This window comes from Paenibacillus lycopersici (genome assembly GCF_010119935.1).
Lineage (GTDB): Bacteria > Bacillota > Bacilli > Paenibacillales > Paenibacillaceae > Paenibacillus_Z > Paenibacillus_Z lycopersici.
Genome location: NZ_CP048209.1, coordinates 1,624,686 through 1,638,945 on the forward strand (window position 1 = coordinate 1,624,686; position 14,260 = coordinate 1,638,945).

General features: G+C 58.7%; 14 protein-coding genes. 10 read left to right on the forward strand and 4 right to left on the reverse strand.

Annotation, left to right across the window (positions count from 1 at the left end; translation table 11 throughout):
• The first annotated feature begins 3 nt into the window (after nucleotides 1-3).
• A complete protein-coding gene (locus tag GXP70_RS06960) occupies nucleotides 4-504 on the forward strand; it encodes a P-loop nucleotide/nucleoside kinase family protein (RefSeq protein WP_162355780.1) in 501 nt (166 codons plus the stop codon).
• 216 nt (nucleotides 505-720) lie between these two features.
• On the opposite strand, the gene GXP70_RS06965 is transcribed toward GXP70_RS06960, so the two are convergent.
• Together GXP70_RS06965 and GXP70_RS06970 are read right to left on the reverse strand one after the other, a co-directional pair.
• Nucleotides 721-1,674, reverse strand: a complete 954-nt coding sequence (locus GXP70_RS06965; protein WP_162355781.1) for an SDR family NAD(P)-dependent oxidoreductase — start codon at nucleotides 1,672-1,674, stop codon at nucleotides 721-723.
• Complete coding sequence (locus GXP70_RS06970; RefSeq protein WP_162355782.1) at nucleotides 1,674-2,033, reverse strand: MerR family transcriptional regulator; 360 nt, start codon at nucleotides 2,031-2,033, stop codon at nucleotides 1,674-1,676. The genes GXP70_RS06965 and GXP70_RS06970 overlap by 1 nt, the downstream gene beginning before the upstream one ends.
• Nucleotides 2,034-2,334: 301 nt before the next feature.
• Between GXP70_RS06970 and GXP70_RS06975 the strand changes: the two genes are divergently transcribed.
• From GXP70_RS06975 to GXP70_RS06990, 4 genes are all read left to right on the forward strand, one after another.
• The gene (locus GXP70_RS06975; protein ID WP_162355783.1) at nucleotides 2,335-3,687 is read left to right on the forward strand and encodes an ABC transporter substrate-binding protein; all 1,353 of its coding nucleotides are present in this window, start codon (nucleotides 2,335-2,337) and stop codon (nucleotides 3,685-3,687) included.
• A 96-nt stretch (nucleotides 3,688-3,783) separates the two neighbouring features.
• Nucleotides 3,784-4,668, forward strand: a complete 885-nt coding sequence (locus GXP70_RS06980) for a carbohydrate ABC transporter permease (RefSeq protein WP_162355784.1) — start codon at nucleotides 3,784-3,786, stop codon at nucleotides 4,666-4,668.
• A gap of 3 nt (nucleotides 4,669-4,671) precedes the next feature.
• Nucleotides 4,672-5,502: a carbohydrate ABC transporter permease gene (locus GXP70_RS06985; RefSeq protein ID WP_162355785.1), complete on the forward strand. Its 831-nt coding sequence runs from the start codon at nucleotides 4,672-4,674 to the stop codon at nucleotides 5,500-5,502.
• Nucleotides 5,503-5,557: 55 nt separating this feature from the next.
• On the forward strand, nucleotides 5,558-6,313 hold the full coding sequence (locus GXP70_RS06990) for a response regulator transcription factor (protein WP_162355786.1): 756 nt from the start codon (nucleotides 5,558-5,560) through the stop codon (nucleotides 6,311-6,313).
• 492 nt (nucleotides 6,314-6,805) lie between these two features.
• Here GXP70_RS06990 and GXP70_RS06995 read toward each other — a convergent pair whose 3' ends face one another.
• Nucleotides 6,806-7,384 (reverse strand): VOC family protein, encoded by a 579-nt coding sequence (locus tag GXP70_RS06995; RefSeq protein WP_225442700.1) that lies wholly within the window; start codon nucleotides 7,382-7,384, stop codon nucleotides 6,806-6,808.
• Nucleotides 7,385-7,506: 122 nt separating this feature from the next.
• The gene (locus GXP70_RS07000) at nucleotides 7,507-8,385 is read right to left on the reverse strand and encodes an AraC family transcriptional regulator (RefSeq protein WP_162355787.1); all 879 of its coding nucleotides are present in this window, start codon (nucleotides 8,383-8,385) and stop codon (nucleotides 7,507-7,509) included.
• A gap of 133 nt (nucleotides 8,386-8,518) precedes the next feature.
• Here GXP70_RS07000 and GXP70_RS07005 point away from each other — a divergent pair, with 133 nt between their 5' ends.
• From GXP70_RS07005 to GXP70_RS07025, 5 genes are all read left to right on the forward strand, one after another.
• A complete protein-coding gene (locus GXP70_RS07005; protein WP_162355788.1) occupies nucleotides 8,519-9,292 on the forward strand; it encodes a phytanoyl-CoA dioxygenase family protein in 774 nt (257 codons plus the stop codon).
• 708 nt (nucleotides 9,293-10,000) lie between these two features.
• Nucleotides 10,001-10,771, forward strand: coding sequence for a hypothetical protein (locus GXP70_RS07010; RefSeq protein ID WP_162355789.1), 771 nt, complete (start codon nucleotides 10,001-10,003; stop codon nucleotides 10,769-10,771).
• On the forward strand, nucleotides 10,768-12,327 hold the full coding sequence (locus tag GXP70_RS07015) for an efflux RND transporter periplasmic adaptor subunit (protein ID WP_162355790.1): 1,560 nt from the start codon (nucleotides 10,768-10,770) through the stop codon (nucleotides 12,325-12,327). Before GXP70_RS07010 ends, GXP70_RS07015 begins: the two co-directional genes overlap by 4 nt.
• Complete coding sequence (locus tag GXP70_RS07020; RefSeq protein ID WP_162355791.1) at nucleotides 12,327-13,058, forward strand: ABC transporter ATP-binding protein; 732 nt, start codon at nucleotides 12,327-12,329, stop codon at nucleotides 13,056-13,058. The genes GXP70_RS07015 and GXP70_RS07020 overlap by 1 nt, the downstream gene beginning before the upstream one ends.
• Nucleotides 13,024-14,196: an ABC transporter permease gene (locus tag GXP70_RS07025; RefSeq protein ID WP_162355792.1), complete on the forward strand. Its 1,173-nt coding sequence runs from the start codon at nucleotides 13,024-13,026 to the stop codon at nucleotides 14,194-14,196. Before GXP70_RS07020 ends, GXP70_RS07025 begins: the two co-directional genes overlap by 35 nt.
• The last annotated feature ends 64 nt before the right edge of the window (nucleotides 14,197-14,260 follow it).

Here is a 14,260-nt window from a genome sequence, read left to right on the forward strand (position 1 = left end):
AACATGCTCTATATATTCGGCGGGCTGCCAGGCACGGGCAAGTCTACGTTATCTTCGGCATTGGCCAAGAGGCTAAAGGCCGCTTATCTTCGGGTCGACGTCGTGGAGCAGGCGATGCGGGATGCCGAGATGACGGTCAACGGACCCGAAGGCTACCTCGTATGTTACGCATTGGCATCGCAGCAGCTCCGGCTCGGTCTGGACGTGGTTGCCGACACGGTCAATCCCATTCCGATCACGCGCCAAGCCTGGCGCAGCGCGGCGGAGTCCGTTGAAGCGCGATTCGCGGAAATCGAAGTGGTCTGCTCCGACGAACGCGAACACAGGCGGCGCATCGAAACGCGTACGGTCGATATTGCCAACCTGGCGCTGCCGACGTGGGAGCAGGTCGTGAACCGGCATTACGAGGCTTGGGATCGGGACCGCATCGTCATTGACACCGCGCATCATACGGCGGAAGAAAGCTTCATGGCTCTATGCGAACGGCTCGCTGAGCGATGTTAAGCTCATGAAACTTGGTCATCGAACACAGATAAGAGGGCAGTCGGCTGGAAAACGCCGGTTGCCCTCTTATCGCTTTGACCGCTTTACTTATAGACCGCGTATAGACCGCGTAGAATTCTTGAACTCCAAGTTACCTTACCCTGCCAACCGATCTTGCCGGCCTAACCTGATAGCCTAACCTGCTGTCCGCTCCTGCCGTCCGTTCCTGCTATCCGATCATGCAAACAAGCGCGGCGTTTCTTCCCATAGCTTAAGCGCGGCACGCTTATCGATTGCCCACGTTTCAACGCCTTCGGCCATAGCCTCGTCGACGTGGATCGGCGCGATGTCGCAATTCTCGCAATAAACGCCGCCGTACCCCTCCAGTTGAGGGCTGACCGCGCACCATACGATCGTGGCCGCGCCTTCCGCGACCGTCTTCCTATCGTTGTCATATTGCTCGTAGCCGCGCTCCCCGTTCGATTTGATCGCTCCGAAGGCGGCCAGCTCTTCCTCCGACAACGCATGGGACAGGCCGGTGACGATACTGCCGGGATGAACGGCGAACGATCGAATGCGATCTTGCTTGTAGAGCTCGTCTATGGCGACGCTCAGCAGCGAGACAGCCGTCTTGGCTTGTCCGTATGCCGCCCATTTGTCGTACGCGGAATGATTGAAATGCGGATCTTCGAACCGAAAGGCCGCATAGCGGTGGGCGCGGGAAGACAAGTTTACGACCCGGGCCCCGTTCGCCTTCTTCAGCTGTGGCAGAAGCAGCTGGATCAAGCGATAATGGCCCCAGTAATTGGCCGATAGCTGCATTTCGTTGCCCCGCTCGTCCCTGGAGAGCGGAACGGCCATGATACCCGCGCTGTTAATCAGAATATCGAGCTTATCGTGCCGCGCTTGGAACCACTTGCCGAATGCCTCGATCGTCTCCCGTTTGCTCAAATCCATCTCTTCGGGATAGAGTTCTATGTTAGTGCCGGCGAGTGCCTGGCGCGCTTTTGCGAGATTCCGAGCGGGCACGATCACTTTCGCTCCCGCGCCGGCAAGCGCCTTGGCAGACGCTAGTCCGAGGCCTGCGGATCCCCCCGTGACGATGATCGTTTTCCCCGTCAAATCGACATCTTTCATTATATCGTCCACTGTCGTTCTAGCCGAATACCCGGATGGAATAGGCTTTTGCATTATATACCGCCGCCTTTAAGTGTGCTGAAGTGGGTTACCTTGTATCGAACCTTCTCCAGAATCCGCTGCCGCTTGATCAGCTCGAGCTCCATTGTCTCCGCATGCTCCCGAAGCATGTCATGGCAGCGCGCGTAGTCGCCGGCCCGATAAGCATCCACATAGGCTTTGATGCGCTCAAGCGGCATGTCCGTATCTTTCAAGTTGCTGATGAAGGTCAGATATTCCACGGTTACTTCATCGTAATCTTTATACCCTCGGGCGTTTTTGGCGGGCTCGTCGATTAATCCCAGCTGTTCGTAATAACGAATCGTCGGGATCGGCAGGCCGGTTCGTTCGGATACTTCGGAAATTCGATACAAGCTGTCCTCACCTCGCGGTTTCAAGATTACAACGTAAAGTCGACTTTATGTCAACAGCCATATGCGCCAATCGCGAAATTTTCGGGGCCGCTATTGATTGTCACCATCTAAGCTGTGCCAAAGGCCCAAGCTTTAATCCCGATGCAGATCCGCTCTTGCGGCCTTATAACATCGCGAAAGGAGGTAAATTGAAGACTACAAATCACAATTGAAACCATTTTTCCCTCGGGGAGAAAGCGTTACTATTAACCCTGTAAGCGCAAACAGTAAGCGCAATCATAAGAAACAGGGGGAAGAAGAAATGAAAAAAGCAATCGCATACGCATTGGTTTCACTCCTCACGGTTACATCCCTGGCTGCCTGCGGCAGCAATAATGGAAGCGATAACAACGGCGCGTCCAATAACGCCGGCGGCAGCGCGGCGACGAATAACGCGGCGTCCGGCAACGACAGCGCGGCAGCGAACGACGGCGCCACGGCGAGCGACGGCGCAGACGCGGACATCAGCGGCAAGGTCGTATTCCTGACGAACCGCACGGACATGGTGGACAAGGAATACAAGGACTACGAGAAGCGTTTCGAAGAGAAGTACCCGAAGGTCGACCTGCAATTCGAAGCGATCACGGACTACGACAAGAACGAGAAAATCCGCATCGCGTCGGGCAGCTTCCCGGACGTCGTCCTGCTGAGCACGCTGATCCCGAACTCCGACTTCCCGAAATACTTCGCACCGCTTGACGATATCAAGTTCGACGGCGACATCTATTTCAAAGACTTCAAATCGTTCGACGGCAAATCGTACGGCATTTCGTCCGGCAACAGCACGGTCGGCATCGTCTACAACAAGCAGGCGTTCGAGAAAGCCGGCATTACGGCCGTTCCGAAGACGTACGACGAGTTCCTGGCCGCGTGCCAGAAGCTGAAAGACGCCGGCATCGTGCCGCTCGCGTCCAACTTCAAGGACAAATGGCCGCTCGGCGCGTGGTACAACGACGTGACGGCGATTATCAGCGGCAAAGCCGATACGTCGAACAACCGCAAAGACTCGGATACCCCGTTCACGCTGGACAACACGTACGGCAAATCGTTCAGCATCCTGAAGGAGCTGTACACGAAAGGCTTCCTCGAGAAAGACGTCAATTCGACGAACTGGGAGCAGTCGAAGAAAGACGTCGCGCAAGGCAAATTCGGCATGTACCTGCTCGGCAACTGGGTCATCAACCAAGTCGTGGACGCAGGCGCGAAATCCGAGGACGTAGGCTTCTTCCCGTTCCCTGCGGACAACTCCGGCCAGGCCAAAGCGCCGCTTAACCCGGACTGGTTCTACGGCGTGAACAAGGACGGCAACGTCGCCGCGTCGAAAGCGTTCATCAAATGGATGATCGAAGAGTCCGGCTACGACGACTTCGCGGGCTTCATTCCGACGCTGAAGAGCAAAGAGCCGAAGCTGGCGCAGCTGAACGAGTTCAACGGCTACAACCCGACGTTCGTCGAAGCGCTGCCGACCGACGACACGGCGCTCAGCATTCAGAACAAAGCGCAAATCGACATGGACGGCCTCGTGCAGGAGTTCGTGCTTGCCAAGGACCCGCAGAAAGTATTCGACAAAGTGAACGGCCAATGGGCGAAAGCGAGAAAAGAAATCGTTAAATAATCCAGCCACTCTCGCCCGATGACAGGCGACGAGCGCTCCCGCCAAGCAAGGCGGGGGCGCTCGGTTCCGTCAGGCGCCCGAAAGGAATGATGCACCGTGCTAAGCAACTTATCGTTCAAGAAACAGCGATTGATCATAATTCTCGGCTTTACGATCATCCCGTTAATTCTGCTTCTGACCTTCTCGTATTATCCGACCGTGGAACTGATTCACTTGAGCTTCACCAGCTGGGACGGCATGAGCCCGGATAAAAGCTGGATCGGCTGGGACAATTATCGGGAAGTCTTCTCGAATTCCGAGCTCTTCGGCGTCTTCACGCATAACTTCGCTTATTTCGCGGTGGGCATCGTCCAGAACATCGCGGCCATTTACTTCGCAATCGTCTTGAACGGCAAGCTGAAGGGGAAACTGTTCTTCCGGCTGCTGCTCTTTTTACCATACATCCTGAACGGCGTCGCGGTATCGTACTTGTTCGGCTATGTCTTCGACACCACGAACGGCTCGCTGAACCTGCTGCTGCACGCGATCGGCCTCGGCGGCGACACGAGCTGGCTCGGCAGCGAGCATTTCGTCAATTATACGCTGGCCTCCATCGGCTTCTGGAAGTTCATGGGCTTCAACATGGTTATCTATCTGGCGGCGCTGCAATCCATTCCGGCCGATCTGTACGAGGCGGCAAGCATCGACGGCGCGACGGGCTGGAAGCAGTTCCTGTACATTACGCTGCCGAACATCTACAAGATCATCGAGCTGAATTTCTTCCTGACGGTAACGGGCGCGCTCGAAGTGTTCGACCTTCCGTTCGTCCTGACGAACGGCGGACCGGCCGGCGCCAGCGAAACGTACGTCATGAAAATTCTCGAAACGGCGTTCCAGTTCAACAATTACGGCCTGGCTTCGGCCATGAGCGTCGTGCTGCTGCTGTTCGTCGTCATCGTGCTCTCGATTCAGCGGCTGATCTTCAGCAGAAAGGGGGACTAAAGCATGGTCGCGCGAAATCCGGTATGGACTACCGTCAAATACTTGTCGCTGCTCTTCGCTTCGTTCCTTGTCGTGTTCCCGCCGTACATCATTATCGTGAACGCCTTCAAAACGAAGGATGAATTCAATACGAAATCGACGATGTCGCTGCCCGATTCGTTCCTGCACCTGGCCAACTTCGGCCATGCCTTCGAGCAGGCGAACATGAGCCGGGCATTCGGCAACACGCTTATCATCGTGGCGGTTACGCTTATCTTCAATATCATGCTTGGTTCGGCGTTCTGCTATGCGGTCGGACGGTTCAGCTTCAAAGGGAAAGGGCTGCTCGTCGGCTTGTTCCTGATGGCGACCGTCATCCCGTCCATTACGACGCAGGTCGTCAACTACAAGACGATCCAGCACCTGCATTTGACGAACACGCTCGGCGGCCCTATTCTGTTGTACATCGGGGCGGACATTCTCCAGATTTACATTTACCTGCAGTTTATCCGCAACATTCCTTACGATCTCGACGAATGCGCGATGATCGAAGGCGCGTCGCTGTTCCGCATCTATTGGCAGGTCATCTTCCCGCTGCTTGCGCCGGCAACGGCAACGATCATTATCTTGAAGACGATCAGCATCTATAACGATATGTATACGCCGTTCCTGTACATGCCGAAGCCGGAGCTGGTCGTCGTGTCGACGTCGCTCATGCGGTTCTTCGGCGTCAACAGCGGCGATTGGCAGAGCGTCTCCGCAGCCATCATTATGATTATGATTCCGACGGCCGTCATTTATTTGTTCCTCCAGAAGTATATTTTCGCCGGCGTCACCAGCGGAGCCGTAAAATAAGGAAAGCGCGGTATACTAAATGAACGTATTCTGAAAGACCGGGCGGTGAAGCGGCATGCGAATCATGATCGTCGACGACGAGCAGTTTATTCGGCTGGGGCTGGAGAAAATCATTACGAAGATGGATCCGACGATTGAAATGCTCGGCGCCTTCGGCAACGGCCAGGAGGCGCTGGCCTTCCTGACCAAGCATGACGACCGGCGGCCGGACGTCATCATTACGGATATCAAGATGCCGATGATGGACGGGCTGAAGCTGATCGAGATCGTGCGGGAGAAATACGGCGATGTCTCGATCGTCGTGCTGAGCGGGTTCAGCGACTTCGAATATGCCCGTACGGCGCTCCGCTACGGCGTGCGGGAATACTTGCTGAAGCCGGTCGACAAGAGCGCCTTGTTCGACACGCTGAACCGGCTGCGTCAGGAACGGGGGCAGGCTCAGGCGGCCGCCGAAGAGCCGGAGGAAACGGCGCCGGGCGCGGAGCACGAGCATTATATCATCGACGAGATCAAGGCGATTCTGGACCGCGAGTTCGATAAGAACTTCGAGTTGGAGCGGCTTGCGGATACGATCGGGATGAACGCGAGCTACATCAGCCGCCTGTTCAAGGCGAAGACGTCGATGACGATCACGGACTACCTCATTCAGACGCGCATTGACAAGGCGAAGCAGTTCCTGACGGATCACCCGCATTTGAAGAACTACGAAATTTCGCATCTCGTCGGCTATAACGATCCGGTATATTTCAATAAGCTGTTCAAGAAAATCGTCGGCGTGACGCCGAAGGACTATAAGGAAAAGCACGGGTAAGGATCGTCGTGAACGTCACTCGCGGCCTTATGCGGGCGGCGCAGGCAGTTATCGAGCATAGTGTCGATAGCTGCTTTCTATGTTGATGCAGGATAGGCACTTGCATCGCGCCTGATTGCGGCTTGTCCGAGGGAAGGCGGAGCGCCGAGGAGAGCCGGCTGCCGGCAGCAGCCGGAGAAACTGGCCGCCACCGTCGCCATGTCCGCGCAGGCGGAATCGACAACGAAGAGCCTTCCCATCCATGCAGCACATGGATGGGAAGGCTCTTGATCGTTGGCAGGCGGAAGGCGAGATCGCTTGTCCCGTTGTTAGCTTGGCCTGAGGGGCCTGAGGGGCGGGCTGGAAGGCCTAGCTGGCCTGGGTGGCCTCGTCGGCCTTGAGCGGCTTGGGCGGCCTGGGCGGCCTGAGGGGCCAGAACGCCCTGTACGGCCTAGCCGGTCTAAGCGGCCAGAGCGGTTTAACCGGCTGGACGGCTTGAAAGGCATGTCCGGCCTAGCCGGATGCCGTACTGACGCCTCCGCCGAAAGTGATCCGGTAGCCGTCGATGTCTCTCATCGTGAACTCGCTCCAATGCTCCGAGTAGTGCGGGCCGTTCACGATTTCCACGCCCAGCGCCCTGCACTGCTCCGCCAGCAGATCGACGGCATCGGTATAGGCGTAGGCGTCGAAATAAAGCCCGCCTTCGAGCGCGGACGCCGGACGGACATCCGCCCGCCGCTTGGCAGGATGCAGAATGAACGTCAGGCTGCCCCGCGACACATGGACATGCGAAACATCGGGTCCGCCGATTTCCTCATAGGTAAAGCCCAGGCGTCGATAGAAATCCGAAGACGCTTGCAAGTCCGCGACCAGCAAGACGATCGCCGCGCCCGTAATATGGGCTGTTGTTGCCGCTTGTCCGTTCATCCCATCCCGTCCCTCTCCGTTTGCATGCATGGCTCCTCTTGCAGCTTCGCCCTCCGCGGCTTCGGCGGCATTCGTTCTGGCGTCTTCCATGGCTTGGAGCGCTTTGGGAACGAATTCTGGCTTGTAGCCGGCAGGATTGCCGACGGATTCGATATCGACAGCCATTCATTGCCGCCTCCTTCGCGTATTCCTTACCTTATGGATTCCAATTTACCATATCGAAGAAGACGGGGTTGTGTCTTTTTTTATCCGATTATTGCGCAGCTGCGATCCGGAGCGCGGCCGGATCAATCATGGATCCGCGCATCCTCGCGGAAACGGGCCGGCGACACCTTCATCAGGCTGCTGAACGTGCGGGTGAAATAGTGAACCGAGCCGAAGCCCGTCGCTTCGGCGATCTCCTTGATCGAGCTTTCGGTGTACCGAAGCATGTCGGCGGCCCGGCGGATGCGCTGCTTGCGGACGTAGTCGGTGTACGACTCGAAGACGCCGGAAGCGAACAGGCGCGAGAGATGGCGCGGCGAGACGCTGATCTGCGCCGCCACCTTCTCCAGCGATAGATCGTGGTCGTTCAGGTTGTCGGTGACGAACAGCTTCGCCTGCCTGAGCAGCGCGGAAGCGCTGCGGCGCGGCGCGGTCCATTCCGCTTGCAGCGGCTTGCTGAACACGGACGGGAACGACAGGAGCAGCGAAACCGCGAGCTGCGTCAGCACCGACTCCGGCAGCGAAGCGTTGTCGCCGGATCTGCGGAGCAGCGCGCGCCACAGCTGGGCCGCGGCCAGATCGTCGCCGTCCTGGATGACGACCTTCCGGGTCTCGGCCAGCGCCTGGAAGGCGCCGCGCACGGATTCGGAGCTGGCGCCCTCTTCAAGCTCGAATGCGACGAAGAGGAGCGCGAGCTCGGGATTGCATTCGATATAGTGCGTAATGCCCGGCCGCGAGCAGAACAGCGTCCCCTTGGACAGCGGGTACAGCTTGCCGTCGTCCAGATACGTCCCGTTCCCGCCGAGCACGTAGCAAATTTCGAAGAAGGAATGCTTGTGCAGGAAATTCGAGGACATATGCTCGGCCACGCCCCAATAATGAACGGTGAATGCCGCGTCGGCCGTCGCGAGCCGCAGGGCGTATTGGTTGAGCCACGTATCGGTTTCACTCCATAAGTACATGATGCCTCTACCTCCAGCCTATACAATGTCCTTAGAAGACAAAAAGGTGGCTTCTTCGGCTAAAGATCATAAACCCTTGAATCATCTATAATAAAGCCATAAGAAAGCGATTCCCACACAGGAGGATACAGTGATGATTAAACCACAAGACGTCGATTTTTACAATGAACAGGGCTATCTGCTCGTGAAAGGCGTATTCAATAAACAAGAGGTGGAAGAGATGCGCACGGCTGTCGGCGCCATCATCGACCGCGCGGCGAAAGTGAACCGCGACCATAACGCGCAATGGCAAGGCGACTTCCTGCCGCCGGAAGAATTGAAGAAGCTGGTGCTCAAAGGCTTCCATGACGTGCATTACCACGATGCCTCTTTCCTTCGCGCGCTGATGCATCCGAACATGGCGGCGGTGCTGTCGCAGCTGATCGGGCCGAACGTCCAGCTTCACCATTCCAAAATGCTCGTGAAGCCGCCGGAAAACGGCGCAGCGTTCCCGATGCATCAGGATGCGCCGTACTTCCCGCACGAGAAGCACACGATGCTCGCGGCGAGCGTGCACCTCGACGACGCGAACGTCGAGAACGGCTGCCTGCACGTCATGCCGGGTTCCCATAAGGAAGGGATGCTGCCGCACGTGGGCAGACACTATCTGAACGCGAAGGAATATCCGGTATCCGACGGCGTGCCATGCATCGCGGAAGCGGGCGACGTGCTCTTCTTCAACTACTTGACGATCCACGGCTCGCCGCAGAACCGCAGCGAGCGCAACCGCCGCAACGTGCTGTTCCAATACCGCAGCGCGACGGACTTCCCGACGACGAAGGAACACTTCGACTGGGGCATGGGCCTCATGGTATGCGGCGAGAATCCGCATTTCGACCGCGCGCATCCGGAATTCACGATTGTATAGGACGATTGGTTTACAAGGCCCGGAAGGGGATTGCAGCATTCGTCGAGGACGATTGGTTTGCAAGGCCTGGAAGGGCATTGCAGCATTCGTCGAGGACGATTGGTTTGCAAGGCCCGGAAGGGGATTGCAGCATTCGTCGAGGACGATTGCTTGGCGTTCGCCGACGGATGTCGGGAGAAGCAGCATTCACCGTGGACGATAGCTTTCGAACAAACCGGCAGAAGCCTAGGCTTCTGCCGGTTTTTCCAGCATGTCGAGAACGCCCATGAGTAACGGACATGAGATCCTTTATTTGCTCGTATTCATCGTTTTTTCGCACGCTGCCGGACAGGAGATGCGCTATTTCTGCCGAAAGACGGGTTTTGGCTGCATTCAGGAGCCAATAACGCATCCTCTGTCCGATCGCTGCCTCCAAAGCGCCGACATCGATCAAATAGCGGATCCTCTGTCCGTCTGCCTATGTCTGTTCGTGGAGGAGGTACGCGTCTCACGAAGTACGTTATACCAGCGGTAACGTTGTCAGCCGCGGGCCTCGGCCCGAACGCCTTTTCAACGGCCTGGTAAGCGGAGACCAAGCGAAGCGGATACCATACGGTATCCGCTTATTAGTGTTTGATCGATACGCGAACGTCATCTTCATATAGAGTTCATTTAGGTTTGGTATTGTGGTAGCGGACAGATCAATCAGAAGGGTGGATCACGGATCTTATGGAACGCTCAAGCATAAAATTAATGGCCGCCGCGATGCTCATTTCGGTCATGCTTACCGGCTGCGGCGATAAGAACGACGCGCAGTCCGCGAACGGCGGACAAGCCGCGAATGCGGGCGGGCAAGCCGCGTCGCAGGATGCCGGCAGCGGCAGCGGGCCGCAGCAGCCCGACCGGACGGCGGATTATTTTGCCAAAGTGGTGAAGGTGTCCGAAGACGCCATAATCGTGCAGAAATCGACGATGTCGCCGGCCGACATGCCGTCCTTCGGGGGCGGAAGGCAGGGCGGACAGCGTCCGAAGGGCAATCAAGGCGACGGCGGCGGCGGGCAGAAGGGCAATTGGCAGCCGCCGGAAGGCGGAGCGAACGGCGGAGCTGCGAACGGCTCAGGCGGCGCGGATGGCGCAGCCGGCCAAGGCGGCGGCCGGCAAGGCGGCCGGTTCGGCGGCGGCGGCTTCATGAATCAGATGCAGTTTGCCGACGAGCAGGTGACCGTTCCTGTTAATGCGGATACCGCGATCGTCAAATTCGGTCGCGGACAGAACGGCATGACGACCGACGCGCTGAAGGCGTCCGACTTGAAGGCGGGCGATATTCTGATGGTGTGGGTCGGGACGGACAATACAACGGCGACGTACATTCGTCTGCAATTCAATCCTGCGGAAATGGGCGGGATGCCTAACCGGGCAGCCGGCGGCGCCGACGCCCAGGGCAGCGCGGGGAATGCAGGCAGCACGGGCGATGCTGGAAAGGCGGGTAACGGACAATGAAGAAATGGTGGCTGCTTGGACTCGGCGTGCTGATCGTTGCGGCAGGCGTCGTTTATTATTTGAAGCGGGACACGAAGGAAACGGCGGCAGCGCCAGTGGTGCAGACGACCCGCGTGACGAAAGGCACGATCGAGGTCAGCGTCAGCGGCACGGGCAGCTTGGCGCCGATCGATACGGCGACGGTCAAGGCTTCGTCGCAAGGCACGGTCGACAAAGTGAACGTGACCGAAGGCGCCGTCGTGAAGAAGGGCGACGTGCTCCTCACGATCGAAGGCGAAGACAACAGCGATAAGATCAAATCCGAAAAGCTGAACCTGGAAAGCCAGCTGCTGGATTTGCAGGATACGCAAAACAAGCTGAAAACCGCGGCGGATGACGCCAGCGTGGACAACGTCAAGCTGAGCCTGAAGAAGCTGCAGCTGCAAATCGACCAGACGCGCGAGAACATCTCCGACCTGCAGGAAGCGGAAGCCGGCGATACGATTACCGCGCCGATCGACGGCACGATTACATCGCTCAGCGTGGCTGAGGGCGATACGCTCAATCCGTCCACGGAGCTGATGAGCATCTCGAACTACGCGCAGCTCGAAATGGTCGTCGGCATCGACGAGCTCGACATCGCGAAAGTGAAGAAGGGCCAGACCGCGGCGATTTCCGTCGAGGCCCTCTCCGACAAAGCGTACACCGGCAAGGTCGTCAAAATCGCGGACGAAGGCACGTCGAGCAACGGCGTGGCATCGTTCGACGTCACGGTCGCGCTGGACAAAGTCGACGGCTTGAAGAGCGGCATGTCGGCCGAGGCTACCATCGAGGTCGAGAAGAAGGAGAACACGCTGATGCTTCCGATCGATGCGGTTCAGTCGATCGGCGGCCGTTACATGGTATTCGTACCGTCCGCGACGGGCGGCACGGGTGCTGCAGGGGGGCAAGGCGCGCAAGGCCGCGGCGGTTACGGCGGCTATGGCGGCGGTCAAGGCACTCAAGGTACCCAAGGCGCGCAAGGAACCCAAGGCACGCAAGGAACGCAGGGCAGCGGGCAATCGGGAGCGCAAGGCGCGCCGGGCCAAGGAACCCAAGGCCAAGGGACGCCTAGCGCGCAAGGCGGCGGTCAAAGTCAAGGAGCCGGACAAGGCCGAGGCGGCTACGGCGGCGGTTTCGGCGGCGGCCAAGGCGGCTCGGGCGGCTACACCGGACGGAGCGGCTCCGGGGCGCGCGGCGGCGGAGCGAACAACCGTTTCGGCGCCGGAACGCCGGTCATGATTACGGTCGGCACGCATAACGAAGACTATATTGAAGTGCTTTCCGGCTTGACGGAAGGCGAGAGCGTCATTCTTCCGACGGTCGTATCCGCTACTTCGACCAAACAACAGGCTGGCGGCTTCGGCGGCGCAGGCTTCGGCGGCGCCCTTGGCGGAGGCGGCGGGTTCGTCGCTCCGGCAGGCGGTTTTGGCGGCGGAGGCGGAGGCTTCGGAGGCGGCGGCCAACGTACCACCACGTCCGGGGCGCGCAGCACCGGAGGCAGCGGCGGAGGCGGATTCGGCGGAGGTACACGGTAATGGAAGCCAATCGTGAACCGCTGATCCGAATCGAAACGCTGTCGAAGCTGTACAAGATGGGCGGCGAAACCGTTCATGCGCTGAACGAGATTACGCTTCGCGTCGATCATGGCGATTTCCTGGCCATTATCGGGCCGTCCGGCTCGGGCAAATCGACGCTTATGAACGTCATCGGCTGCCTCGACGGTCCGAGCTCGGGCAAATACTGGCTCGACGGCGAGGAAGTGAGCCGGCTTCGCGAAGGCCGGCTGGCGGAAATCCGCAATCGCAAGATCGGGTTTATTTTCCAGGGCTTCAACTTGCTCAGCAAGCTGTCGGCGCTGGAGAACGTGGAATTGCCGCTCATCTACCGCGGCGTTCCGGCGAAGCTGCGCAAGCAGCAGGCGATCGAGGCGCTGGCGAAGGTCGGCCTCGAAGGGCGCGTGCGCCACAAGCCGAGCGAGCTGTCCGGGGGACAACAGCAGCGCGTGGCCATCGCGCGGGCGCTTGCCGGTAATCCGCCGATCCTGCTCGCGGACGAGCCGACCGGCGCGCTCGACACGCGCACGGGCGCCGAAGTGATGCAGCTCATGAAAGACTTGAACGGACAGGGGCATACGATCGTGCTCATTACGCACGATATCGCCATTTCCAAGCAGGCCAAGCGGGTCATTCGGATCCAGGACGGCCAAATCAGCGAAGAAGGCGGTGAGCGACGTGAACCTCAGTCAAGCCTTCAAAATGGCGGCTAAAAGCATACTCGCGAACAAAATGCGGTCCCTGCTTACCATGCTCGGCATTATCATCGGCGTCGCGGCGGTTATCGCGCTTGTCGGCGTCGGACAGGGCACGACGAAATCCGTCACCGACCAGGTGCAAAGTCTCGGCACGAACCTGCTGACCGTCAGCATTACGGGCCGCGGCTCCAAGACGACGCTCGACTATAAGGAAGCCGAGGAGATTACGAACACGCCGGACATCGAATTCGCCGCGCCTTACAATCAATCGAACGCGACCGTGAAGAACGGCAGCGAAAGCACGAGCGTAAGCGTCGTCGGCACGACGGCCGATTACCTTGACGTCAAGGATTACAGCATCGCCGAAGGGCGGTTCGTGGCGCAGATCGACCTGGATTATTACCAGAAGATCGCGGTGCTCGGTTCGACGACGGCGACGGATCTGTTCGGGACGGCGGATGCCGTCGGCCAGTCGTTCCTCATTAACGGCGTCCGCTACAAAGTCGTCGGCGTGCTGGCGACGAAAGGCAGCTCGCTGACGGGCTCCAACGACGAAATCGTGATCATTCCGATTACGACCTCCGAACGGCTGTTCAAGTCGAAAGGGGTCAAGTCGATCAACGTCCAGGTCGCGGATAGCAAAAAAATGGACGCGGTCACGACGGAGCTCGAAACCGCGCTCGGCAAGAAATTCCGCGGCGATACGAACAGCTACCGGGTATTCAACCAGCAGGATCTGCTGGATTCTTTCAGCAGCATCTCGGATACGCTGTCGCTGGCGCTCGGCGGCGTGGCGGCGATTTCCCTGCTCGTCGGCGGCATCGGCATCATGAACATCATGCTCGTGTCGGTCACGGAGCGGACGCGGGAGATCGGCATTCGCAAAGCGATCGGCGCGAAGAAGCGCGACATCATGATCCAGTTCCTGATCGAATCGATCGCGCTCAGCGGACTGGGCGGCGTGCTCGGGATCGGGATCGGGATCGGGGCCGCGGAGCTGGTCGAGAAGTTCGCGAGCATGACCGTCGTCCTGTCCATCCCGATCATGGGCTTGGCGTTCGGCTTCTCCGTCTTCATCGGCGTCGTGTTCGGCCTCTTCCCGGCGAACAAGGCTTCCAGCCTGCGGCCGATCGAAGCGCTGCGTTTCGAATAGGTTTCGCGCGGGCGGCAAGGAATACGGCATATATACAGCAAGGCCGAGGCCGGACAGGATGCCA

Coding starts and splice junctions, on each gene's coding strand:
- GXP70_RS06960 (WP_162355780.1), top strand. CDS start 4: ATGCTCTATATATTCGGCGGGCTGCCAGGCACGGGCAAGTCTACGTTA.
- GXP70_RS06965 (WP_162355781.1), bottom strand. CDS start 1,674: ATGCAAAAGCCTATTCCATCCGGGTATTCGGCTAGAACGACAGTGGAC.
- GXP70_RS06975 (WP_162355783.1), top strand. CDS start 2,335: ATGAAAAAAGCAATCGCATACGCATTGGTTTCACTCCTCACGGTTACA.
- GXP70_RS06985 (WP_162355785.1), top strand. CDS start 4,672: ATGGTCGCGCGAAATCCGGTATGGACTACCGTCAAATACTTGTCGCTG.
- GXP70_RS06990 (WP_162355786.1), top strand. CDS start 5,558: ATGCGAATCATGATCGTCGACGACGAGCAGTTTATTCGGCTGGGGCTG.
- GXP70_RS06995 (WP_225442700.1), bottom strand. CDS start 7,384: ATGGCTGTCGATATCGAATCCGTCGGCAATCCTGCCGGCTACAAGCCA.
- GXP70_RS07000 (WP_162355787.1), bottom strand. CDS start 8,385: ATGTACTTATGGAGTGAAACCGATACGTGGCTCAACCAATACGCCCTG.
- GXP70_RS07005 (WP_162355788.1), top strand. CDS start 8,519: ATGATTAAACCACAAGACGTCGATTTTTACAATGAACAGGGCTATCTG.
- GXP70_RS07010 (WP_162355789.1), top strand. CDS start 10,001: ATGGAACGCTCAAGCATAAAATTAATGGCCGCCGCGATGCTCATTTCG.
- GXP70_RS07015 (WP_162355790.1), top strand. CDS start 10,768: ATGAAGAAATGGTGGCTGCTTGGACTCGGCGTGCTGATCGTTGCGGCA.
- GXP70_RS07020 (WP_162355791.1), top strand. CDS start 12,327: ATGGAAGCCAATCGTGAACCGCTGATCCGAATCGAAACGCTGTCGAAG.